This window comes from Geodermatophilus sp. SYSU D01036, from assembly GCF_054050435.1.
Map to the genome: position 1 here is coordinate 1 of NZ_JBJGZJ010000009.1, position 21,553 is coordinate 21,553.

At 74.8% G+C, this 21,553-nt stretch carries 19 protein-coding genes and 1 tRNA gene; 7 read left to right on the top strand and 13 right to left on the bottom strand.

Annotated features, from left to right (window positions below; genetic code table 11):
* Positions 1-100 precede the first annotated feature (100 nt).
* The 3 genes from leuA to ACI8AR_RS11130 all read right to left on the bottom strand — a co-directional run bounded on the left by leuA (position 101) and on the right by ACI8AR_RS11130 (position 4,551).
* The gene (gene leuA, locus ACI8AR_RS11120; RefSeq protein ID WP_457051083.1) at positions 101-1,837 is read right to left on the bottom strand and encodes a 2-isopropylmalate synthase; all 1,737 of its coding nucleotides are present in this window, start codon (positions 1,835-1,837) and stop codon (positions 101-103) included.
* A gap of 177 nt (positions 1,838-2,014) precedes the next feature.
* Complete coding sequence (locus ACI8AR_RS11125; protein ID WP_457051084.1) at positions 2,015-2,668, bottom strand: helix-turn-helix domain-containing protein; 654 nt, start codon at positions 2,666-2,668, stop codon at positions 2,015-2,017.
* A gap of 290 nt (positions 2,669-2,958) precedes the next feature.
* Complete coding sequence (locus ACI8AR_RS11130) at positions 2,959-4,551, bottom strand: phospholipase D family protein (protein WP_457051085.1); 1,593 nt, start codon at positions 4,549-4,551, stop codon at positions 2,959-2,961.
* A gap of 94 nt (positions 4,552-4,645) precedes the next feature.
* Here ACI8AR_RS11130 and ACI8AR_RS11135 point away from each other — a divergent pair, with 94 nt between their 5' ends.
* From ACI8AR_RS11135 to ACI8AR_RS11145, 3 genes are read left to right on the top strand one after another with little or no spacing between them, the layout of a single operon-like run.
* On the top strand, positions 4,646-5,914 hold the full coding sequence (locus tag ACI8AR_RS11135; protein WP_457051086.1) for an aspartate kinase: 1,269 nt from the start codon (positions 4,646-4,648) through the stop codon (positions 5,912-5,914).
* Positions 5,911-6,960: an aspartate-semialdehyde dehydrogenase gene (locus ACI8AR_RS11140; protein WP_457051087.1), complete on the top strand. Its 1,050-nt coding sequence runs from the start codon at positions 5,911-5,913 to the stop codon at positions 6,958-6,960. The genes ACI8AR_RS11135 and ACI8AR_RS11140 overlap by 4 nt, the downstream gene beginning before the upstream one ends.
* A gap of 6 nt (positions 6,961-6,966) precedes the next feature.
* Positions 6,967-8,226, top strand: a complete 1,260-nt coding sequence (locus ACI8AR_RS11145) for a glycosyltransferase 87 family protein (protein ID WP_457051088.1) — start codon at positions 6,967-6,969, stop codon at positions 8,224-8,226.
* Positions 8,227-8,281: 55 nt separating this feature from the next.
* Here ACI8AR_RS11145 and ACI8AR_RS11150 read toward each other — a convergent pair whose 3' ends face one another.
* From ACI8AR_RS11150 to ACI8AR_RS11170, 5 genes are all read right to left on the bottom strand, one after another.
* Positions 8,282-10,063, bottom strand: coding sequence for a prolyl oligopeptidase family serine peptidase (locus ACI8AR_RS11150; protein ID WP_457051089.1), 1,782 nt, complete (start codon positions 10,061-10,063; stop codon positions 8,282-8,284).
* Between the two features lie 4 nt (positions 10,064-10,067).
* Positions 10,068-11,186, bottom strand: a complete 1,119-nt coding sequence (locus tag ACI8AR_RS11155) for a hemolysin family protein (protein ID WP_457051090.1) — start codon at positions 11,184-11,186, stop codon at positions 10,068-10,070.
* Complete coding sequence (locus ACI8AR_RS11160) at positions 11,183-12,532, bottom strand: hemolysin family protein (RefSeq protein WP_457051091.1); 1,350 nt, start codon at positions 12,530-12,532, stop codon at positions 11,183-11,185. Before ACI8AR_RS11160 ends, ACI8AR_RS11155 begins: the two co-directional genes overlap by 4 nt.
* An 82-nt stretch (positions 12,533-12,614) precedes the next feature.
* Positions 12,615-12,688: transfer RNA gene (locus tag ACI8AR_RS11165), tRNA-Pro, on the bottom strand.
* A 102-nt stretch (positions 12,689-12,790) separates the two neighbouring features.
* Positions 12,791-13,702 (bottom strand): metallophosphoesterase, encoded by a 912-nt coding sequence (locus ACI8AR_RS11170; RefSeq protein ID WP_457051092.1) that lies wholly within the window; start codon positions 13,700-13,702, stop codon positions 12,791-12,793.
* Positions 13,703-13,771: 69 nt separating this feature from the next.
* Here ACI8AR_RS11170 and ACI8AR_RS11175 point away from each other — a divergent pair, with 69 nt between their 5' ends.
* On the top strand, positions 13,772-14,224 hold the full coding sequence (locus ACI8AR_RS11175) for a GatB/YqeY domain-containing protein (RefSeq protein WP_457051093.1): 453 nt from the start codon (positions 13,772-13,774) through the stop codon (positions 14,222-14,224).
* Between the two features lie 34 nt (positions 14,225-14,258).
* Here the strand turns inward: ACI8AR_RS11175 and ACI8AR_RS11180 are convergent, their stop codons facing one another.
* From ACI8AR_RS11180 to ACI8AR_RS11190, 3 genes are read right to left on the bottom strand one after another with little or no spacing between them, the layout of a single operon-like run.
* Positions 14,259-16,463, bottom strand: a complete 2,205-nt coding sequence (locus tag ACI8AR_RS11180) for a transglycosylase domain-containing protein (protein WP_457051094.1) — start codon at positions 16,461-16,463, stop codon at positions 14,259-14,261.
* A gap of 40 nt (positions 16,464-16,503) precedes the next feature.
* Positions 16,504-17,736: an ArsA family ATPase gene (locus ACI8AR_RS11185; RefSeq protein WP_457051095.1), complete on the bottom strand. Its 1,233-nt coding sequence runs from the start codon at positions 17,734-17,736 to the stop codon at positions 16,504-16,506.
* A complete protein-coding gene (locus ACI8AR_RS11190; RefSeq protein WP_457051096.1) occupies positions 17,733-18,722 on the bottom strand; it encodes an ArsA-related P-loop ATPase in 990 nt (329 codons plus the stop codon). The genes ACI8AR_RS11185 and ACI8AR_RS11190 overlap by 4 nt, the downstream gene beginning before the upstream one ends.
* 97 nt (positions 18,723-18,819) lie before the next feature.
* Between ACI8AR_RS11190 and ACI8AR_RS11195 the strand changes: the two genes are divergently transcribed.
* From ACI8AR_RS11195 to ACI8AR_RS11205, 3 genes are read left to right on the top strand one after another with little or no spacing between them, the layout of a single operon-like run.
* Positions 18,820-18,993 carry a hypothetical protein gene (locus ACI8AR_RS11195; protein WP_456928384.1) on the top strand — a complete coding sequence of 58 codons (174 nt, stop codon included), beginning with the start codon at positions 18,820-18,822 and terminating at the stop codon, positions 18,991-18,993.
* 10 nt (positions 18,994-19,003) lie between these two features.
* On the top strand, positions 19,004-19,483 hold the full coding sequence (locus ACI8AR_RS11200) for a RidA family protein (RefSeq protein WP_457051097.1): 480 nt from the start codon (positions 19,004-19,006) through the stop codon (positions 19,481-19,483).
* Positions 19,480-20,271, top strand: coding sequence for an NUDIX hydrolase (locus ACI8AR_RS11205; protein ID WP_457051098.1), 792 nt, complete (start codon positions 19,480-19,482; stop codon positions 20,269-20,271). The genes ACI8AR_RS11200 and ACI8AR_RS11205 overlap by 4 nt, the downstream gene beginning before the upstream one ends.
* 75 nt (positions 20,272-20,346) lie before the next feature.
* Here the strand turns inward: ACI8AR_RS11205 and ACI8AR_RS11210 are convergent, their stop codons facing one another.
* Together ACI8AR_RS11210 and ACI8AR_RS11215 are read right to left on the bottom strand one after the other, a co-directional pair.
* Positions 20,347-21,024: a Crp/Fnr family transcriptional regulator gene (locus tag ACI8AR_RS11210; protein WP_456928387.1), complete on the bottom strand. Its 678-nt coding sequence runs from the start codon at positions 21,022-21,024 to the stop codon at positions 20,347-20,349.
* A gap of 201 nt (positions 21,025-21,225) precedes the next feature.
* Positions 21,226-21,465 (bottom strand): hypothetical protein, encoded by a 240-nt coding sequence (locus ACI8AR_RS11215; RefSeq protein ID WP_457051099.1) that lies wholly within the window; start codon positions 21,463-21,465, stop codon positions 21,226-21,228.
* Positions 21,466-21,553 lie beyond the last annotated feature (88 nt).

The following is a 21,553-nucleotide window of genomic DNA, read 5'->3' on the forward strand; positions in this document are numbered from 1 at the left end:
CCCCCGAACAAGCGGCACCGGCCCGCCGCCCCCCCCCCCCCCCCCCCCCCCCCCCCCCCCCCCCCCCCCCCCCCCCCCCCCCCCCCCCCCCCCGGGTGCCTCAGCGCAGGGCCCGGTTGACCGCCGAGACGACGGCGCGCAGCGAGGCGCTGACGATGTTCGGGTCGATGCCCACGCCCCACAGCACGCGCTCGCCGACCGCGCACTCGACGTAGGCGGCGGCGCGGGCGTCGCCACCGGCGGACAGGGCGTGCTCGGCGTAGTCCAGGACCCGGACGTCGACGTCGAGGGTCTTCAGCGCGTCGACGAACGCGGCGATCGGGCCGTTGCCGCGGCCCTGCACGGTGACCGGGACGCCGTCGGCGGTCAGCTCGACCACCATCTCGTCGAGCTGCTCGCCGTGGGCGGTGTGCCGGTGGCCGCTGAGGGCGAACCGGCCCCACGGGGCGTCGGGGTCGGGCAGGTACTCGCTGGTGAACGCGGCCCACATCTGCTGGGCGGTGACCTCACCGCCCTCGTCGTCCGTGTGCCGCTGGACGACCCCGCTGAACTCGATCTGCAGCCGCCGGGGCAGGTCCAGGTGGTTCTCGGTCTTCATGATGTAGGCCACGCCGCCCTTGCCGGACTGGCTGTTGACCCGGATGACCGCCTCGTAGCTGCGGCCGACGTCCTTGGGGTCGATCGGCAGGTACGGCACCGCCCACGGCATCTGCTCGACCGGCTTCCCGGCGGCGGCCGCGTCGGCCTCCAGGGCCTTGAAGCCCTTGTTGATGGCGTCCTGGTGGGAGCCGGAGAAGGCGGTGTAGACCAGGTCGCCGCCGTACGGGTGCCGCTCGTGCACGCCGAGCTGGTTGCAGTACTCGACGGTGCGGCGGATCTCGTCGATGTCGGAGAAGTCGATCTGCGGGTCGATGCCCTGGCTGAACAGGTTCAGGCCCAGGGTGACCAGGTCGACGTTGCCGGTGCGCTCGCCGTTGCCGAACAGGCAGCCCTCGATGCGGTCGGCGCCGGCGCGGTAGCCCAGCTCGGCGGCGGCGACGGCGGTGCCGCGGTCGTTGTGCGGGTGCAGGCTCAGCACGACGGCGTCGCGGCGGCCCAGGTTGCGGTGCATCCACTCGACCTGGTCGGCGTAGACGGTCGGCTCGGCCATCTCGACGGTCGCCGGCAGGTTGAGGATGGTCGGCCGGTCAGGGGTCGGCTCCCAGACGTCGGTGACCGCGTTGCAGATCTCGACGGCGAAGTCCAGCTCGGTACCGGTGAAGGACTCGGGGCTGTACTCGAACCGGATCTCGGTGTCGCCGGCCTGCTCGGCCAGCTTGCGGACCAGCTGGGCGCCGTGGACGGCGATGTCGACGATGCCGGCGCGGTCGCTGCCGAAGACGACCCGGCGCTGCAGCGTGCTGGTCGAGTTGTAGAGGTGGACGATCGCCTGCCTCGCGCCGCGCAGCGACTCGAAGGTGCGCTCGATCAGCTCGTCCCGGGCCTGGGTGAGGACCTGGATGGTGACGTCGTCGGGTACCAGGTCGTCCTCGACGAGCTGGCGGACGAAGTCGTAGTCGGTCTGGCTGGCCGCCGGGAAGCCGACCTCGATCTCCTTGTAGCCCATCCGCACCAGCAGCTCGAACATCCGGCGCTTGCGGTCGGGGCTCATGGGGTCGATCAGGGCCTGGTTGCCGTCGCGCAGGTCGACGGCGCACCAGCGCGGGGCCACCGTGGTGACCTTCTCCGGCCAGGTGCGGTCGGGCAGGTCGACCGGCTGGAACGCGGCGTAGCGGGAGATCGGCATCCCCGACGGGCGCTGGGGGTTGCGGGCGTGCGGGTGCTGGGGGCTGGTCACGGTGGGATGACTCCTCTGGTGCGGGCTGGACTGTCGCTCCTGGGGGGCGGTCAGCGGGCACCGGGACGTCATCGACCACGGCAGGATCTCCGCGGCGAGGGAGCCGACCTAGGAGGAGGCCTCGCCGCGGCGGGTAAGCAGGAGGCTGCCGCGCACGGAGCCCACGGTAGCAGCGGGTCAGCTCAGGTCGCAGCCACACGCGCAGTCCGGCGCGTGCGGGGCGGGCCGGCCCGGCCTGGGCGGCCGCTCGTCGAGCAGCAGGTCGTCGCAGGCCGGCGGGCACACGCAGCGGAAACCGTCGTCGAACGGCCGGCCCCTGCCCTCCTCCAGGAACTGCGCCCGTTCCGCGGCCCGCGCCCGCGCCGCGGCGGCCCGCCGGGCTGCGGCCCGGTCGGCCAGGGCGTCGCCCGGCTGCGGGAGCTGGTGGTCCTCCGGGGTCCCGCGCGCCCGACGGCGGTCGTCCCTGCTGCCCCGGTCCCGGGTGAACGTGTAGGTGACCGGCGTGCGGTCGTACCGGTGCGGCCCGTGCCACCAGCCGTCGTCCCCGTGCCGGGTGTCCAGGTGCGCGGGGAAGAGCCGGTCGCCCTCGTCCCGCACGGCCGCGCCGTCCATCGGCGCCACCTCCCGCCCCTCGGTGTCCAGCAGCGCCAACCGCAGCCCCGCGACGGCCGCCAGCCGTGCCAGGGCGCGGGCGTCGAGCCCGCGCGTCCCGGCCTCTGCCGCGGCTACCGTCGAGCTGGGCAGCCCTCCCGCTTGGGCCAGCTCCCGCTGCGACAGGTCCGCGACGCGACGGATCCGCCGGAGCAGTCCTGACAGGGAGAAGTCGGACACCAGGCCAGCGTCGCCGCCGGGACTCGCCCGAGAGCTGCCGGATGTCTTCCTGTGGAAGCTCGTGCTCTGCACACAGGTGTAGGCAGAGCGCGAAGGCCGGTCCTGCTACGGGTCTGCGGACGCTCGTGCTCTGCCCACAGGTGTGGGCAGAGCACGAGTTCGCTCGGGAGGTGGCACTGCCGGGGCCGGCACGGGCGGAGCCGGGCGCGGGAAACGGCCCATCGGTCCTGGGGCGGGGCGCGCCGGGGCCGGCCGGTCGGGCCGGTCGGGCCGGTGGGTGGGGCGGTGGCTCAGAACTCGCGGCGGCGGCGGAGGCGGAGGGGACGGCCGTCGGGGTCGTCGACCAGGCGGTACAGCGGCGTCGCCCAGAGGCGGGTGGGCAGCGTCAGCCGCTCGGCCCTGTGGTGGCGCAGCCGGCCGCGCGGGCGGGGGCCGCGGCAGCCGCCGTCGTACCAGGCGTCGAGTGCGTCGGCCGCGGCGTCGAGGGTCGCGACGAACGTGGCCGGGTCGAGCAGGTCGGCGTCCTCGCTGCCGTCCCCGGCCCGGTCGGTGTGCTCGCGGGCGAGCACCAGCCGCAGGTCGCGGGCGAAGGTGCGCGCGCCGTCGCCGGTGCCGGCCGGGTCGCGCGGTTCGCGGGGGTCGAGCGTGGTGTCGAGGACGGCCGACGACAGCTCGCTGTCGTGGGTCCAGGAGCGGCGGTTGAAGTTGTCGCTGCCGACGCTGGCCCACACGTCGTCGACCACGCACACCTTCGCGTGCACGTAGACCGGAGTCCCCTCGTGGTTCTCGACGTCGTACACGTGCACCCGGTCCCGGCCGGCCCGGCGGCACATCTCGATCGCCTGCCAGCGCCCCACGTACTGCGGCCGCTGGGCGATCGCCCCGTCCTGGTCGGGCACCCGCGGCACGACGACGACCAGGTGCAGGTCCGGGTGCTCGCGCAGCGCGTCGGCGAACAGCTCCGCCACCTCGGCCGACCACATGTACTGGTCCTCGAGGTAGATCAGCCGCCGCGCCCGCCGGATCGCCTTCGAGTAGCCGCGGGCGATCGACCGCTCCCCGTCGGGGGCGAAGTCGTAGCGCGGCCGGATCGCCGGGTAGGTCCGCAGGCTCTGCACCAGGTGCGGCCCCATCGGCGGCGGGGCCGGCAGCTGCGGCGGCAGCCGGTCGGCGAACATGCGGCCCCGGCGGAACCGGTCGATCACGTGCGCGATCGGGTTGCCCTCGTCGGGGTCGGTGGGGTCGTCCCACCGCTCGCGGAACACCGTGTCCAGGGCCGCGACGGCCGGGCCCCGGATCATCAGCTGCACGTCGTGCCAGGGCGGGGTGGGGCCGTACGCCGCGGCCATCGGCAGCGTCTGCGGGTCGCCGCGGTGGTCGGCGTCGTCGCGGCGGCTGTGGCACAGGTCGATCCCGCCGACGAAGGCGGTGTCCTTCGTCGGGTCCTGGTCGTGCCGGCAGACGACGAGCTTCTGGTGGTGGCTGCCCCCGCGGCGCACCCGCTGGTCGAGCACCACCAGGCCGCCGCCGTCCTCGACCTCGCGGTCCAGGGCCCGGTTCTCGCGGGCACTGAACGACAGCCAGTCCACGTGCGAGCGCCAGACCAGGCCGCGCACGGTCACCCCGCGGCCCACCGCCTCGGTGAACAGCTGGGCGACGGTCGGCCCGCCGGGGCGCAGCTCCTCGTCGGGGTCGCCGCGCCAGTCGGTGAAGAACAGGTGGTCGCCCTCGTCGAGCCCCTCGACGCACTCGACCAGCCGGTCGAAGTAGGTGGCGCCGTGCACCAGCGGCACGGCGAGGTTGCCCTCGGTCCAGGCCGGCAGCTCCGTGGCCGCGTTGCCCCGCTCCTCGGCGCTGAGCAGCCAGTCCTCGGGAGCGGTCACCCGGTGATCACATCGCCCGCGGCGGCGGGACGCAACGGGACGGCGCCGGGCTGATTCACGGGGCAGGAGGGCGGCATCGGTAGCCTGTGGACCCGTGGCCCTCGTCGTGCAGAAGTACGGTGGCTCCTCCGTGGCCTCCGCCGCCCACATCAAGCGCGTCGCGGAGCGCATCGTCGCGGAGAAGAAGGCCGGCAACGACGTCGTCGTCGTGGTCTCGGCGATGGGCGACACCACCGACGAGCTGCTCGACCAGGCCGGGCAGATCACCGACGACCCGCCCGGCCGCGAGCTGGACATGCTGCTCACCGCGGGCGAGCGCATCTCCATGGCGCTGCTGGCCATCGCGATCAGCACCCACGGCTACGAGGCCCGGTCGTTCACCGGCTCGCAGGCCGGGGTGATCACGACCTCCAGCCACGGCAAGGCGCGGATCATCGACGTCACGCCCGGCCGGCTGCGCTCGGCGCTGGACGAGGGCTCGGTCGTCATCGTCGCCGGGTTCCAGGGCGTCAGCCAGGACACCAAGGACGTCACCACGCTCGGCCGCGGCGGGTCGGACACCACCGCGGTCGCCGTCGCCGCCGCGCTGCAGGCCGACGTCTGCGAGATCTACACCGACGTCGACGGCGTCTTCACCGCCGACCCGCGGATCGTCCCCAACGCCCGGCGGCTGGAGACGGTCACCTACGAGGAGATGCTCGAACTGGCGGCCTCCGGCGCGAAGGTGCTCATGCTCCGCTGCGTCGAGTACGCCCGCCGCTACGGCATCCCGGTGCACGTCCGCAGCTCCTACTCACAGCTCCCCGGCACCGTGGTGACCGGCTCGATGGAGGACCTCAGCGTGGAACAGGCGATCATCACCGGCGTCGCGCACGACCGCAGCGAGGGCAAGATCACCGTCTACGGCGTCCCGGACCGGCCGGGCGAGGCCGCGCAGATCTTCCGCGTGCTCGCCGACGCCGAGATCAACATCGACATGATCGTGCAGAACGTGTCGGCCGAGGCCAGCAAGCTCGCCGACATCTCGTTCACGCTGCCCAAGAGCGACGGCCCGGCCGCGATCGCCGCGCTGGAGAAGGTCAAGCACACCGTCGGCTACAGCGACGTCCGCTTCGACCAGCACATCGGCAAGGTGAGCCTGGTCGGCGCCGGCATGCGCAGCCACCCCGGCGTCTCGGCCCGCTTCTTCGGCGCCCTGGCCGACGCCGGCGTCAACCTCGAGCTCATCAGCACCTCGGAGATCCGCATCTCCGTGGTCTGCCGCGACAGCGACGTGGACCTCGCCGTCCGCGCGGTGCACGACGCCTTCGACCTCGGCAGCGACGAGGAGGAGGCCGTGGTCTACGGAGGGACGGGACGATGAGCATCTTCAAGCGCGACGGCCTGCGGGTCGGTGTCGTCGGCGCCACCGGCCAGGTCGGCGCCGTCATGCGCCGGATCCTCGCCGAGCGGCAGTTCCCGCTCGGCGAGCTGCGGTTCTTCGCCAGCGCCCGCAGCGCCGGGAGCACCCTGCCCTGGGCGGACGGCGAGATCACCGTCGAGGACGCCGCCACCGCCGACCCGACCGGGCTCGACGTCGCGCTGTTCTCCGCGGGCGCGAGCACCTCGCGGGCGCAGGCGCCGCGGTTCGCCGAGGCCGGCGTGACCGTCGTCGACAACAGCTCCGCCTGGCGCCGCGACCCCGACGTCCCGCTGGTCGTCGCCGAGGTCAACCCGCACGCCCTGGCCGACATCCCCAAGGGCATCGTCGCCAACCCGAACTGCACCACGATGGCCGCGATGCCGGTGCTCAAGCCGCTGCACGACGAGGCGCAGCTGGTCCGGCTGGTCGCCAGCACCTACCAGGCGGTCTCCGGCAGCGGCCTGGCCGGCGTCGAGGAGCTCGACGGGCAGGTGAAGGCGGTCGTCGACAAGGCCGCCGAGCTGACCCACGACGGCGCGGCGGTGGCCTTCCCCGAGCCGCAGAAGTACGTGCGCCCGATCGCGTTCAACGTGCTGCCGCTGGCCGGCAGCGTCGTCGACGACGGCTCGCTCGAGACCGACGAGGAGCAGAAGCTCCGCAACGAGAGCCGCAAGATCCTCGGCATCCCCGACCTGCGGGTCGCGGGCACCTGCGTGCGGGTGCCGGTCTTCACCGGGCACTCGCTGTCACTCAACGTCGAGTTCGCCCGGCCGCTGCCGGTCGCCCGCGCCACCGAGCTGCTCACCGGGGCGCCGGGCGTGCAGCTCACCGACGTCCCGACGCCGCAACAGGCCGCCGGGCAGGACCCCAGCTACGTCGGGCGCATCCGGCAGGACCAGAGCGTCGACGACGACCGCGGGCTGGTGCTGTTCGTCAGCAACGACAACCTGCGCAAGGGCGCGGCACTCAACACCGTGCAGATCGCCGAGCTGTTGCTCCGGCGCTGAGCGGAGGTGGCACCCGTCGGCCGTCCGGGGGCCGGGTGGCGGGTCGCCGCGCAGGTCGCCGTCGTCCTCGCGCTGGCGGCGCTCGCCGGGCTGGTCTCGGCCCTGGGGCCCAACGACCCCTGGCACAACTGGTTCGACCTGCGGGTCTACGACGGCGCGGTCGAGTGGTGGCGCTCGGGCCGGCCGCTCTACGACTACACGTTCGGCCGCACCGACTACGGCTTCACCTACCCGCCGTTCGCGGCGCTGGCGGTGCTGCCGATGACGCTGCTGTCGATCGATGCGGTCGCGGCCGTGCATGCCGCGCTCAACGTGGTGGTGCTGGCCGGGATCACCGCGTGGCTGGTCGCGCCGCTCGCCCGCCGGCACGGGTGGCCGGTGGCGTTCGCCGTCGCCGCCGCGCTGCCGGTGGTCTTCGTGCTCGAGCCGGTGCGGGAGACGATCGGCTTCGGCCAGGTCAACCTGCTGCTGCTCGCGCTGGTGCTGGCCGACGTCGCCGCGCTGCACCGCGGGTGGCGGTGGGCCGGCGCCGGCATCGGGCTGGCCGCCGCGTTCAAGATCACGCCGGGGCTGTTCGTCGTGTACCTGCTCCTGACGCGGCGCTGGCGGGCGGCGGCGGTCGCGGTCGGCACCGCGGCGGTCGCGACCGGGCTGGCCTTCGCCGTCGCGCCGGCGACGTCGTGGCGGTTCTTCACCGAGACGCTGTGGCAGACCGAGCGGGTGGGCCGGCTGGACAAGACGTCCAACCAGTCGCTGCTGGGCGCGCTGGCGCGGCTCACCGACCCCGAGGAGCCGCCGCGGGCGGTGTGGCTGGTCCTCGCCGTCGCCGTCCTCGCGCTGGTGCTCACCCGCGCGGTGCGGGCTGCCCGCGCCGGTGACGACCTGGCCGGCGTGGCGCTCACCGGCCTGGCCGCCTGCCTGGTCAGCCCGATCGCCTGGTCGCACCACTTCGTCTGGCTGGTGCCCGCGCTGGTCGTCCTCGTGGACGTCGCCGCGGGCACGCGGGCAGCGCCCGGGTGGCCGTCCGTCCGCTGGGCCGCCGCGGCGCTCGCCGTCGTCACCGGGCTGGTGCTGGCGTCGTCGTCGATCTGGTTCGCCGAGGCCGACCCCGGCCTCCACCACGACCTCGGCGTCCCGGGGCTCGTGGTGGAGGACCTCTACCTGCTGACGACGCTCGCCGTCGGCGCCCTGCTCCCGGCCCGCGCGATGACACCGTCGGCCTACCGGCCGACACCGCGGCCAGGTGCCGTCCCCGACCGCCGTTGAGCCGCTCCGTGGTCCCGGTCGGGGAGCCTCCGGCCCCCGCTCCCGGGACCACACGTCACGGTGTGACGTGTCTGAGGGCGAACGACAGCGCCGTCTCGACCTGCCGGATCGTCTCCTCGATGACCAGCGAGCCGTGGCCGGCGTCGAAGCGGTACACCTCGTGCGGGCGGCCCAGCCGGTCCAGCTCGGCGAGGTAGTTCTCGATCTGCCGGATCGGGCAGCGCGGGTCGTTGGCGCCGGCGACGACGAGCACCGGCGCCCGCACCTGCTCGACGTAGGTGATCGGCGAGGACCGCACGTACCGCTCGTGCACCTCGTCGGGGGAGCCGCCGAACAGCGCCCGGTCGTAGGCCCGCAGGCCCTCCATCTCGTCCTCGTAGGCGGCCAGGTAGTCGGCCACCGGCACCTCGGCGATGCCGGCGGCCCAGCGCTCGGGCTGCGTGCCCAGGCCCAGCAGGGTGAGGAAGCCGCCCCACGAGCCGCCGGTGAGCACCGCGCGCGCCGGGTCGAGGAAGCCCTCGGCGACCAGCGCGTCGTAGACCGCGGCGACGTCCTCGAGCTCGGTGAGCCCGGGCCGGCCGGTGAGTGCGTCCCGCCAGGCGCTGCCGTAGCCGGTGGAGCCGCGGTAGTTGACGTGCACGACCGCGTAGCCGGCGTCGACGTAGGCGGCGCGGCGGGCGCGGTAGGAGTCGTCGTCGGCGGACTCGGGGCCGCCGTGCACCAGGAACGCGGTGGCGTACGGCGGCTCCCCGGCCGGCCGGACGACGAGGGCGTGCACGTCCCCGCCCGGGCCGGGCACCCAGCGGTCCTCGACCGGGTGCGCCGCCGGCGGCTCCTCACCGGGCGCGGCGAGCACCACCGGCCCGTCGGCGCGGCGGATCACCGGCGGGCGCTCCGAGGACGACCAGGCCAGCTCCACGGTCCCGTCCGGGCGCGCGGTGGCCCCGCGGACGACGCCGGACGGGGTGTCCAGCCGCTCGAGCGCACCCGTCGCCAGGTCGTAGCGGTACAGCTCGCTGCGGGCGGCGTGGTCGTGGCCGACCAGCAGCGCCGACCCGTCCGCGTACCAGCCGGCGGTCACGTCGCCGGGCAGGTCGAGCACGATCTCGGTCTCGGTGTCGGCCGCGACGTCCCAGACCAGCAGCTCCTCCCGGCCGCGCCGCTCGTGGCCGACCAGCAGCCGCCGGTCGCCGGGCAGCGGGGCGAACTCCAGCGCGTGCAGGCCGCGGCCCTCGCCGTCCCACTTCTCGGCCACGACCGTGTCGTCGGCGGTCCGCAGCACCCGCAGCGCCGGGTAGCGCGGGTCACCGTGCTCGGAGTGCGAGAGGACCAGCAGCTCGTCGTCGAGGGTGAGGGCGTCGACCGACGCGGGGTCCTCGTGCCGGTAGACCACCCGCGGCGTCCCGCCGGTGGGCGCCAGCCACAGCTCGCTGCCGTCGTCGGTGGAGCGGCCGATCGCCACGAGCGAGGAGCCGATCTCCAGCCCGGCGGGGTAGGCCGGCCCGACCTCCGGGACGGCGACCCGGTCGTCGCCGCCCGCGAACGGCTGCACCATCCAGACGCCGAACTCGTCGCCGTCGGTGTCGGCGAACCACCAGATCGTCTCGCCGTCGGGGGACAGCGTGCCGATCAGCGTGCCGTTGGGCCGGTCGGTGGCCTGGCGGTGCGCGTCGGTGGTGCGGTCCCACGCGTACTGCTCGACGACGCCGCTGACGTCCGAGGCGTACAGGCAGCGCTGCGGCGCGCGCAGCGCCCAGTCGGGCAGGCTGACACGGGGCGCGCGGAAGCGGGCCTGCCAGCGGGCGGTGACCTCCGGGGACAGGACGGGGGCGCTCACCCGCTCATCTTCCCCCGGCGCCCGCCCCGGCTCTCCGGCCGCCCCGGGCGGCGATCGCCCGGGCCTGTTCGGCCGCGGCGTCGGCGGCGGCGTCGCGGACGTCGCCGATGAGCAGCTCGAGCACGTCCTCCAGCGCCACCAGGCCGACGGTGTGCCGCTCCCCGCCGCGGGTGTCCACCACGCCGCCGAGGTGGGCGCCCTGCGCGCGCATCTCCGAGAGGACCTCGGGCAGCCCCGTGCCGGGCGCGATCGGCACCAGCCGGTTGACGTGCTCCTCCGGGATCGGCCGGTCCCGGCCCTCGGCCCCGATGCCCAACACGTCCTTGACGTGCACGAAGCCGGTCAGCGACCCGTCGTCGGCCCGGACCGGGTACCGGCTGAAGCCGTGCTCGGCCACGACGGCCTCCAGCTGCCGCGGCGTCGTCGCGCGCGGCACGGTGACGACGGTGTCCATCGGCAGCAGCACGTCCTCGACGGTGTGCTGCTCGAAGGTGAGCGCGCCGGCCGCCAGCTCGCTGACCTCGGTGCCCAGCAGCCCCTCGCGCCGCGACTGGGTGATCATCGAGCGGATCTCGGTCTCGTCGAAGCTGGCCGCCACCTCGTCGGTGGGCGTGGCGCCGAACAGCCGCACGAAGCCGTTGGCCGTGGTGTTGAAGAACCAGATGACCGGCTTGAGCAGCCGGGTGAAGGCGGCCAGCGGCGGGCCGAGCGCGATCGCCGCGCGGTCCGGGCCGGCGATGGTGATGTTCTTGGGCACCATCTCGCCGAGCACCATGTGCAGCACGGTCACCAGCGCCAGCGCGATGACCAGCGCGATCGGGTGCAGCAACGCGTCCGGCACGTGGAGCGCGTGCAGCGGCGCCTCGATGAGGTGGGCGACGGCCGGCTCGCCGACGGCGCCCAGGCCCAGCGAGCACAGCGTGATGCCCAGCTGGGCGCCCGCCATGTTCTGCGACACGTTGCGCATCGCGGCCAGGGTCCTGGCCGCCCGCGCGGAGCCCTGCGCGACGCGCGGCTCGATCTGGTCGACCCGCGCGGACACCAGCGCGAACTCGGCGGCCACGAAGAACGCGTTGCCCAGCAGCAGGCCGACCAGGATCAGCAGGCTGACGACGTCGCTCACGCCGCCGCCTCCTGCCGCGCCCGCGCCCGCGAGGCCGTGGCGCCCGGCGGCAGCACCACCGTCCGCTCGGCCAGGATCCGCGCGACCCGGCGGCCGTCGAGGCTCTGCACGGTCAGTTGCGCGCCGTCGAACTCGACGCGGTCGCCGACCTCGGGCAGCCGCTGCAGCCGCTCGGCGAGGAACCCGGCCAGCGTCTCGTACCGCCCCTCGGGCACCGCGATGCCGGTGCGGTCGAGCACCTCGTCGGGCCGCAGCAGCCCGGACAGCACCCACCGCACGTCGTCGACCCGGCGGATGGTGCGCAGCGGCCGGTCGGTCTCGTCGGCGATCTCCCCGACCAGCTCCTCCACGATGTCCTCCAGCGTCACGACGCCGTGCGTGGCCCCCCACTCGTCGACCACCAGCGCGATCTGCAGGCCCTGCTCGCGCAGCAGGTCCAGCAGCCGCTCCAGCCGCAGGGACGAGGGGACGGCGAGCACCGGGTCGGCCAGCTCGCCGGCGGTGCGGCGGCCCCGCTCGGCCTCCGGGACGGCGACCGCGCGCTTGACGTGCACGACCCCGGTGACCTCGTCGAGGTCGGAGCCGTAGACCGGGAAGCGCGAGTTGCCCGACTCGGTGGCCGCCACGATGACGTCGGCGGCAGTGGCGCTGGCCCGCAGCGTCCACAGCCGGGTCCGTGGCGTCATGACGTCGGTGGCGTACTTGGCGCGCAGGCCCAGCGAGCGCTCGAACAGGCGGGCGGCGACGGGGGAGAGGTCGCCCTCGGCCGCCGACCGGCGGGCCACCGCGGCCAGCTCCTCGGCGCCGCGGGCGGAGTCCAGCTCCTCGCGGGGCTCGAAGCCCAGCCGGCGCACGATCGCGTTGGCCAGCCGCTGCAGCGCGTTGACGACGACGCCCGCGACCGCGGTGAACGCCCGCATCCCCGGCGCGACGACCTTCGCGATGCCCAGCGGGTCGGCGATCGCCAGGTTCTTCGGCCCGAGCTCGCCGAGCAGCATCTGCAGCGTCGTCGCCAGGGCCAGCGCGAGGCCGTAGGAGACGCCCGTGGCCGCCGCCTGCGACAGGCCCAGCGCCTCGAGCGGGCCGTGCAGCAGCTGCCCGATCGCGGGCTCGGCCAGGTAGCCGACGACGAGCGTGGTCAGCGTGATGCCGAGCTGCGCGGCCGACAGCTGCGTGGACAGGGTCCGCAGTGCGGTCGCCACGCCGCCGGCGCGGGCGTCCCCGGCGCGGGCGGCCTCCTCGACGCGGCCGCGGTCGACCGTGGTCAGGGAGAACTCGGCCGCCACGAAGAAGCCGGTCAGAGCCGTGAGCAGCACGGCGGCGAGGAGGAGCAACCACTCGGTCATCGGGTCCCCGGTGCCCGCATCGGCGCCCGGCCAACCCCGGGAACGACTCAGGGGCCGCCCGCAGGCGGCCCCTGAGCTGGAGTCGGGGTGACAGGATTTGAACCTGCGGCCTCGTCGTCCCGAACGACGCGCGCTACCAAGCTGCGCCACACCCCGGTGCCTGGACCACTGTACCGTCCCGTTCCCGTGGCCCCTCCGCAGGGTCCCGCCGCGAGCCTGCGAGTGGCGGGGGCAGAGAGGTCCTTCCTCAGGCGGGTGTCACGCGGGCCGCGCCGTCAGCGTGAGCAGGGTCGCCTCGGGCGGGCAGGCGAACCGGGCGGGCGCGTAGGGGCTGGTGCCCAGGCCCGCCGAGACGTGCAGCCAGGTGCCGTTCGGCCGCCCCGGGGCGGGCTCGGCCCAGCGGTGCAGCCAGCGGACCCGGTCCCGGTCGATGCCGCAGTTGGTGACCAGCGCCCCGTAGAACGGCACCCGCAGCTGCCCGCCGTGGGTGTGGCCGCACAGCAGCAGGTCGTAGCCGTCGGCGGCGAAGCGGTCGAGCACCCGCGGCTCGGGGGAGTGGACGACACCGATGCGCAGGTCCGCCGTCGGGTCGGCCGGCCCGGCGACGGCGTCGTAGTCGTCCCGCCGGATGTGCGGGTCGTCGCAGCCGGCCAGCACGATCCGCCGGCCGGCGACGGTCAGCTCGCCGCGGGCGTTGGTGAGGTCCAGCCAGCCGCGGCCGGTCAGCCCGTCGCGCAGGTCGCGCCAGGGCAGCTCGGTGCCGTGCACCCGCTTGTCGGGGCGGGTCAGGTAGCTGAGCGGGTTCTTCGGCCGCGGCCCGTAGTAGTCGTTGGACGAGGTGACGAAGGCCCCCGGCCGGTCCAGCAGCGGGTCCAGCGCCTGCAGCACCGTCGGGACGGCGTCGGTCCCGGCCAGGTTGTCCCCGGTGTCGACGACGAGGTCGGGCTCGAGGCCGTCCAGCGCCGCCACCCAGTCGCGCTTGGACCGCTGCCCGGCGGTCATGTGCAGGTCCGACAGGTGCAGCACGGTCAGCGGCGCCGAGCCGGGGGCCAGCACCGGGACGTCGAAGCGGCGCAGCGTCCAGCGGTTGCGTTCGTACAGCGACGCGTAGGCGACGGTGGAGGCGCCCGCGGCGACGGCGGCCGTGGGCAGGGTGGTGTACCAGCGCACGGGCCCGAGCCTACGGGCCGTGATCGGCCCCGGCGGCCGGGACGGCGGGCGTCGTGCCAGGCTGAGGGCGTGTCTGACCTGAAGGACCGGCTGCGCGCCGACCTGACCTCCGCCATGAAGAGCCGCGACGAGCTGCGCACCGCGACGCTGCGGATGGTGCTCGCGGCGGTCAGCGCGGAGGAGGTCGCGGGCAGGGAGGCCCGGGAGCTGTCCGACGACGAGGTGCTCGCGGTGCTGCGGCGCGAGGCCAAGCGGCGCCGCGAGGCGGCCGAGGCGTTCGACGGGGCCGGCCGCGCCGAGCAGGCCGGCCGCGAGCGCGCGGAGGGCGAGGTGGTGGCCGCCTACCTGCCCGCCCAGCTCGACGACGCCGACCTCGCCGCGATCGTCGCCGACGCGATCACCCGCACCGGCGCGAGCGGCATGAAGGACATGGGCCGGGTCATGGGCGCCGCCAACGCGGCCGTCGCCGGCCGGGCCGAGGGCGCCCGGGTGGCCGCGGAGGTCCGCCGCCAGCTCGGCTGACCCGGGGCGGCCCCCGGGTCAGCCGGGGGCGGGCTCAGTTCCCGCCGCGGCCGTTGCCGCCGTTCCAGTTGCCGTTGCCGGGCCAGCCGTTGGCGTTGCCCTGGTCCGCGTCGCCCTGCCCGGCGCCGCCCTGGTCCGGCGTGGGCGCGGGGGCGCTCGGCGCCGGCGGGGCGGGCGCGGGCTGCCCCTGCAGCAGCGCGGGGTCGGCCGGCGGGAACGCCGAGGTCGGCTTGTCGGCGAGGAAGGGCGCGAAGGCGTCGTGCCAGATGGTGGCCGGCATGTTGCCGCCGTAGCCGCCGACGTCCTGCTGCTCCTTGGGGTTGAACACCATGACGCTGGCCGCGTACTCGGGCATGACGCCGACGAAGGCCACCGAGTCCCGGCCCTGCGCGGTACCGGTCTTGCCGGCGATCGCGCGACCCGGGATGGCGGCCCGGGTGCCGGTGCCCTCGGGGTTGGCGGTGTCGCCGACCAGGATGTTGGCCAGCGTGTTGGCGATGTTCGCCGGGATCGCGTTCGGCGTGCACCGGTCGCCGCGGACCACGGGCTGGCCGTCGTCGCCGGTGAGCGGCTGGCCGTTGCGGTCGAGCACCTGCACCACCGGGGTGGGGTCGCACCGGGTGCCCTGGGCGCCGAGTGTGGCGTACGCGTTGGCCAGGTCCAGCGGGCTGGTGGCCTCGGCGCCGAGCGTGAACGAGCCGAAGTTGCCGTCGATGATCTCGTCGGCGGAGTTCTGGGTGGGCTGGTCGAAGCTCATGCCCATCCGCTCGGCCATCCGCACCGGGCCCTCGACGCTGCCCAGCCGGTCCTCCAGCGCGAGGAAGTAGGTGTTCGACGAGCGGACCAGCGCGCCGACCATGTCGAGGGTGTCGGGGTAGTTGCCGGCGTTCTCGACGCAGTACATGCCGGTCGACTGCGACCGGTCGCCGCCGCAGGAGGGGCCGCGGAAGACCCGCGAGGTGTACTGGTTGCCCGGCGTGCTGATCACGGTGCTGGCCGGGATGCCGGCCTCGAGCGCCGCGGCGGCGGTGAACACCTTGTAGGTCGAGCCGGAGCCCTTGCTGGCCGCCGTGTGCAGGACGACGGACTCGCACTGCGGGTCCGCGCAGCCGTACTGCCGGTTGACGCTCATCGCCAGGACCGCGCCGGTGCCCGGCTGCACGGCGGTGAACATGCCGGCGAGCTGGGCGCCCATCGGCAGGGTGTTGAGGACCGCCTGGTCGCCGAGGGTCTGCAGCTGCGGGTTCAGCGTCGTCTGGATGGTCAGCCCGCCGTTGTCCAGCTGCTCCTGGCTGATGCCGAGCACCTGGGTCAGGTACTGCTGCATGAAGGCGCAGAAGAACCCGCCGATCGCGGCGTCGATGCAGCCGTTGGGCGGGCTGATGCCCGGCGCGACCTGCACCGGCTCGGCCATGAGCGCGGCGAGCTGCTCCTCGGTCGTCCCGTCGAGGTGGCCGAGGTCGAACATCCGCTGCAGCACCTGGTTGCGACGGGTCTGGCCGTTCCCCGGCTGGGTGATCGGGTCGTCGTTGGTCGGGCTCTGCACCAGCCCGGCGAGCATCGCCGCCTGGGGGAGGGTCAGGTCGGCGGCGTTGATGCTGAAGTACTTCTGGGCGGCGGCCTGGATGCCGTAGGCGCCCTGCCCGAAGTACACGATGTTGAGGTAGCGGGTGAGGATCTCGTCCTTGGAGTAGGTCTCCTCCAGCGCCAGGGCCAGCCGGGCCTCGCGCAGCTTGCGGGACAGGCCCTCGACGCCGTCCTGCTCGATGGCCTCCTGGCGCTCCTCGGCGCTGTCGGCGGTCTCCAGCAGGGTCTGCTTGACCAGCTGCTGGGTGATCGTCGAGCCGCCCTCCTGCACCGAGCCCGCGGCCACGTTGGTCACCGCGGCGCGCAGCGTGCCCTGCACGTCCAGGCCGTTGTGGTCGTAGAAGCGCGAGTCCTCGATGTCGACCAGCGCCTGCTTCATCACGTCGGCGATCTGGTCGGACGCCACCACCGTGCGGTTGTGGGCGTAGAAGTTGGTGATCAGCGAGCCGTCGGCGGCGAGCACGCGGGAGTTGCCCGCGGGGGTCGCGTCGGTGAGCTCCACCGGCAGCGCGTCGAGCAGGGACGCGGAGTTGCGCGCCACCAGCCCGCTCCCGCCGACGAGGGGGAAGAGCAGGCCGGCGACGAGCGCGCCGGCCACGACGATCATCGCGACGAGCTTGCCCAGGACTCGGGCGCGGGAGGCAGCAGACATCGCTGCCAATGTACGGGCCCGGCGCAGCCCGGACGGGTGATCAGGCGCGGCGCGCGGGCAGCACGCGGGTGCGCGGCACGCCGGTCGGCGTGTCGTCGTCGGGACCGGTCAGCGCCTCGGCCATGGTGCGCAGCCCGTCCAGGTCGTGGACGTCCCCGGCGGCCGCCGGGACCGCCCGCATCGCCACCTCCGGGTGGGCGCTGGTGAACCGGTCGGCCAGCCGCTGCTCGCGCGCGGCCACGGTCATCCGCTCGGCGTGCACCCGCAGGGCCCCGGCGGCCAGCGCCGCGGCCGGGTCGCCGTCCCCGTTCTCCGCGGCGGCCTCCGCGGCCGCCTCGGCGCGGGTGGCCGACAGCCGCGTGCTCGCCGGCGGGTGGGTGCGGTTGAGCACCAGCCCGGCCAGCGGCATCCCCTCGGCCGAGAGCCGGTCGACGAAGTAGGAGGCCTCGCGCAGCGCGTCCGGCTCCGGCGTCGCGACGACGACGAACCACGTGCCCGGCCGGCGCAGCAGCTCGTAGGTGGCGGTGGCCCGCTCGCGGAAGCCGCCGAACATCGTGTCCAGCGCGGTGACGAACGCGGAGATGTCGCGCAGCAGCTGGCCGCCGAGGACCTTGCTGATGATCCGGCTGAAGAACATCAGCCCGGCCCCGGCGACCCGCAGCCCGGCCCGGCTGCCGGCGCGGGCCGGCGCGGTGAGCAGCCGGATCATCGTGCCGTCGAGGAACCGGCTCATCTTGTTCGGCGCGTCCAGGAAGTCCAGCGCCGACCGGGACGGCGGGGTGTCGACGACGATCAGGTCCCAGGTGTCGGCCGCCCGCAGCTGGCCCAGCTTCTCCATCGCCATGTACTCCTGCGTCCCGGAGAACGACGAGGACAGGGTCTGGTAGAAGGGGTTGGCCAGGATCTGCTCGGCCCGCTCGGGCGTCGAGTGCGCGGACACGATGTCGTCGAACGTCCGCTTCATGTCCAGCATCATCGCGTGGAGCTCGCCCGCGGACCCCGGGACGTCGACCCGCCGCGGCTCGTTGTCCAGCTCCACGAGGCCCAGCGACTGCGCCAGCCGGCGGGCCGGGTCGATGGTCAGGACGACGACGCGGCGGCCGGCCTCCGCGGCGGCCAGGGCGAGCGCGGCCGACGTCGTCGTCTTGCCGACCCCGCCGGAGCCGCAGCAGACGACGATCCGGGTGTCGCGGTCCTCGATGAGCGCGGCGAGGTCCATCGGGGGCGCGTGCCGGTCGGCCGCCGGTGACGCGGCGGCGCGGGCGGCGCTCACGCCGCCACCTCCGCACCGAGGTGCTCCTCGAGCCGGTCGGCCAGCTCGAACAGGCAGCCGAGGTCCATCGGGCCGGGCAGCAGCGGCAGCTCGACCGTCGGCCGGTCGAAGGACTCCACCCGGGCGCGCAGCGTGTCCTGCGCCGCCCACCGCTGGGCGTGCTCGACCGCCTCCGCGGCCAGCGCGTCGGCCAGCGCGGGATCGGCGGGCAGGCCCGCGGCGGTCAGCCCGGGCACGAGATCGGCGCCGGTGACCGCGCCCTCGGCGGCCCGCACCAGCGCCGGCTCGGGCAGCACCGGCTCGGTGGCCATGTTCACGATCACCGAGCCGACGGGCAGCTTGGCCTCGGTCAGCTCGGCGATGGCGTCGGCGGTCTCCTGCACCGGCATGTCCTCGAGCAGGGTCACCAGGTGCACCGCCGTCTGCGGGGAGCGCAGCACCGCCATGACGCCGTCGCTCTGCGTCTTGATCGGGCCGGAGCGCGCCAGACCCGCCATCTCGCTGGTGACGCTGAGGAACTTGGTGATCCGCCCGGTCGGCGGGGCGTCGACGACGACCGCGTCGTAGACCCGGTGGCCGTCCTTGCGCCGGGTCACCGCCTCCTTGATCTTCCCGGTGATCAGGACGTCGCGCAGGCCCGGGGCGATCGTCGTCGCGAAGTCGACGGCGCCCATCTTGCGCAGCGCCCGGCCGGCGCGGCGGAGGTTGTAGAACATCTCGAGGTACTCGAGCAGGGCCTCCTCGACGTCGATCGCGAGCGCCCGCACCTCCCCGCCGTGGCGGGTGACCGCGACCCGGCGCTCCTCGTAGGGCAGCGGCGGGGTGTCGAAGAGCTGGGCGACGCCCTGGCGGCCCTCGCACTCGACGAGCAGGACGGTGCGGCCCTCGGACGCCAGGGCCAGGGCCAGGGCGGCGGCGACGGTGGTCTTGCCGGTCCCGCCCTTCCCGGTGACGACGTGGCAGCGCACGGGGAAGTCGGGGCTCACCCTGACCAGCCTAGGAGCACTCCGGGGATCGCGGCCCGCCGCGGGCGCAGCGCGCACCCGCCGCCGGGCCCCCGGCGCTGCGCTAGCGTCGTCCCCCATGAGTGAACCGGCCCGCCGCAGGTGGGAGTACGCCACCATCCCGCTGCTGATCCACAACACCAAGGCGATCCTCGACTCGTGGGGGACCGACGGGTGGGAGCTGGTGACGGTGCTGCCCGGCCCGACCGGCCCCGAGCAGCCGGTCGCCTACCTCAAGCGCCCGCTGGCCTGAGGCGCCGGCGATGACGCAGGGGATGCAGGCCCAGAGCTGGCACGCGCGGCTGCGCGAACTCGGCATCCGGCTGCCCCCGGTGGCCGCGCCGGTCGCCTCCTACGTGCCGGCCGTGCGCACCGGGGCCCTGGTGTTCACCTCCGGCCAGCTGCCGTTCGTCGACGGCGGGCTGCGGCGCACCGGCAAGGTGGGCGGCTCGGTCGACCCCGAGGACGCCGCCGCCGACGCCAAGCTGTGCGCCCTCAACGCGCTGGCCGCCGTCGACGAGCTGGTCGGGCTGGACCAGGTGGCCCGGATCGTGCGCGTCGTCGGCTACGTGGCCAGCGCGGAGGGCTTCAGCGGCCAGCCGCGCGTGGTCAACGGCGCCAGCGAGCTCCTCGGGAAGGTCTTCGGCGAGGCGGGCCGGCACGCCCGCAGCGCGGTCGGCGTGGCCGAGCTGCCGCTGGGCGCGCCGGTGGAGATCGAGCTGACGGTCGAACTGCGCGGATGACGGCGATCCGCCCGGCGGCGACGGTCCTGCTGCTCCGCGACGGCGCGGAGGGGCTCGAGGTCCACCTGCTGCGCCGCACCCGCGGGATGCCCTTCGCCGGGGGGATGACCGCCTACCCCGGCGGCGGGGTGGACCCGCGCGACGGCGACACCGCCGTCGCCTGGGCCGGCCCGCCGCCCGCCGAGTGGGCGCAGGCGCTGGGCTGCGACGAGCGGGTGGCGCGGGAGCTGGTGTGCGCCGCCGTCCGCGAGACCTTCGAGGAGGCCGGCGTCCTGCTGGCCGGCTCGCCCGACGGCAGCGACGTCGTACCGGACGTGTCCGGGGACGACTGGGAGTCCCAGCGGCAGGCGCTGCTCACCCGCGAGCTGTCCCTGGCCGGGCTGCTGGCCGGGCGCGGGCTGGCGCTGCGGGCGGACCTGCTGCGGCCGTTCGCGCACTGGATCACCCCGCCGCAGGAGACCCGCCGCTACGACACCCGCTTCTTCGTCGCGGCGCTGCCGGTGGGGCAGGAGGCCCGCGACGTCTCCGGCGAGGCCGACGAGGCCAGCTGGCTCACGCCGGAGACCGCGCTGACCGAGATGCGGGCCGGCACGAGGCCGATGCTGCCGCCGACGATCCACACGCTGCGGCAGCTGTCGGCCTTCCCCGACGTGGCGGCCGCGCTGGCCGGGTCCCCGCCGGAGCCGCTGCACCCGATCATGCCCGAGCTGCGGACCACGCCCGAGGGACGCTTCGCCGAGCTGCCCGACGGCACCCGCATCGGCCTCGTGGTGCCGCTTCCCTCGTAGGGGTCGAACGCGAGAGGCCCGGAACCGCGAGGGGCCCGGAACCGTGGTGGTTCCGGGCCCCTCGCGTCCAGACGTTCAGCGCGCGCGGCGGCGGAGGCGGTCCTCGTCGAGGACGACGACCGACTTGCCCTGCAGCTGGATCCAGCCGCGGTGCACGAAGTCGGCCAGCGCCTTGTTGACCGTCTCGCGCGAGGCGCCGACCAGCTGGGCCAGCTCCTCCTGCGTCAGGTCGTGCTTGACCCGCAGGCCGTCGGACTCGCGGCTGCCGAACCGGTCGGCCATCTGCAGCAGCGCCTTGGCCACCCGGCCGGGGACGTCGGTGAATATCAGGTCGGCCACCGAGTCGTTGGTGCGGCGCAGCCGGCGGGCGAGCACGTGCAGCAGCCGCTCGCCGACCTCGGGGTGCGCCTCGATCCACGGGCGCAGCACCGACTGCGGCATCTTGGCCAGCTTGACGTCGGTGACCGCGGTGGCCGTGGCCGTGCGCGGGCCGGGGTCGAACACCGACAGCTCGCCGAACTGGTCGGACGGGCCCATGACGGCCAGCACGTTCTCGCGGCCGTCGGGGGAGCGCCGGGACAGCTTGATCTTGCCGCTCAGCACGATGTAGAGGCTGTCGCCCGGCTCACCCTCGTTGAACACGACCCGACCGCGGGGCAGGGTGATCGTCTCCAGACGGCTGGCGACGGGGTCGACGGCGTCCTCCGAGAGTCCCTGGAAGAGCCCCGACTGGGCCAGCACCTCGTCCACCACGATTTCTCTCCACCCCACCGTTCCGCGTTCGACCTGCGGGGCGTCGGCCCCGCATCCACACGGAGTCTAGGCGGCTGTGCGCACGGTCACCCGTTCGGAGACACACGGGGTGCCCCCGCGGGGTGAGTCGACCCCTCGCGGCGGCCACCCTCCAGGGGCCCGCGCCGAGCTCGCGAGGCGTGGGGGGAGGGTGGTCCTCCGTCAGACCAGCGGTCCCGTGCTCTGGCGGACCCGCGACCGGCGGCGGCGGCGCCAGCGGGCCATCGCCCGGCGGATGCCCGAGGCGGCCAGCGTGTCCACCTCGCCAGGGGTCGCCGACTCGAGGAACTCGGCCACCTCGCGCGGGGACGTCGGACGGCGCAGGGGCTCCTCGACGCGCTCCATGACCAGCAGGAACGCGATGACCATCGGGGGGAAGAGGATGACGATGAGCGCGACCACGTCACCTCCCGGGTCCGGTCGCTGCTGAGCGGGCCAGTACAGCCATGGTGGCACGGCTCCTAGGGTGTCGCCGCTGCCGCCTACCCTC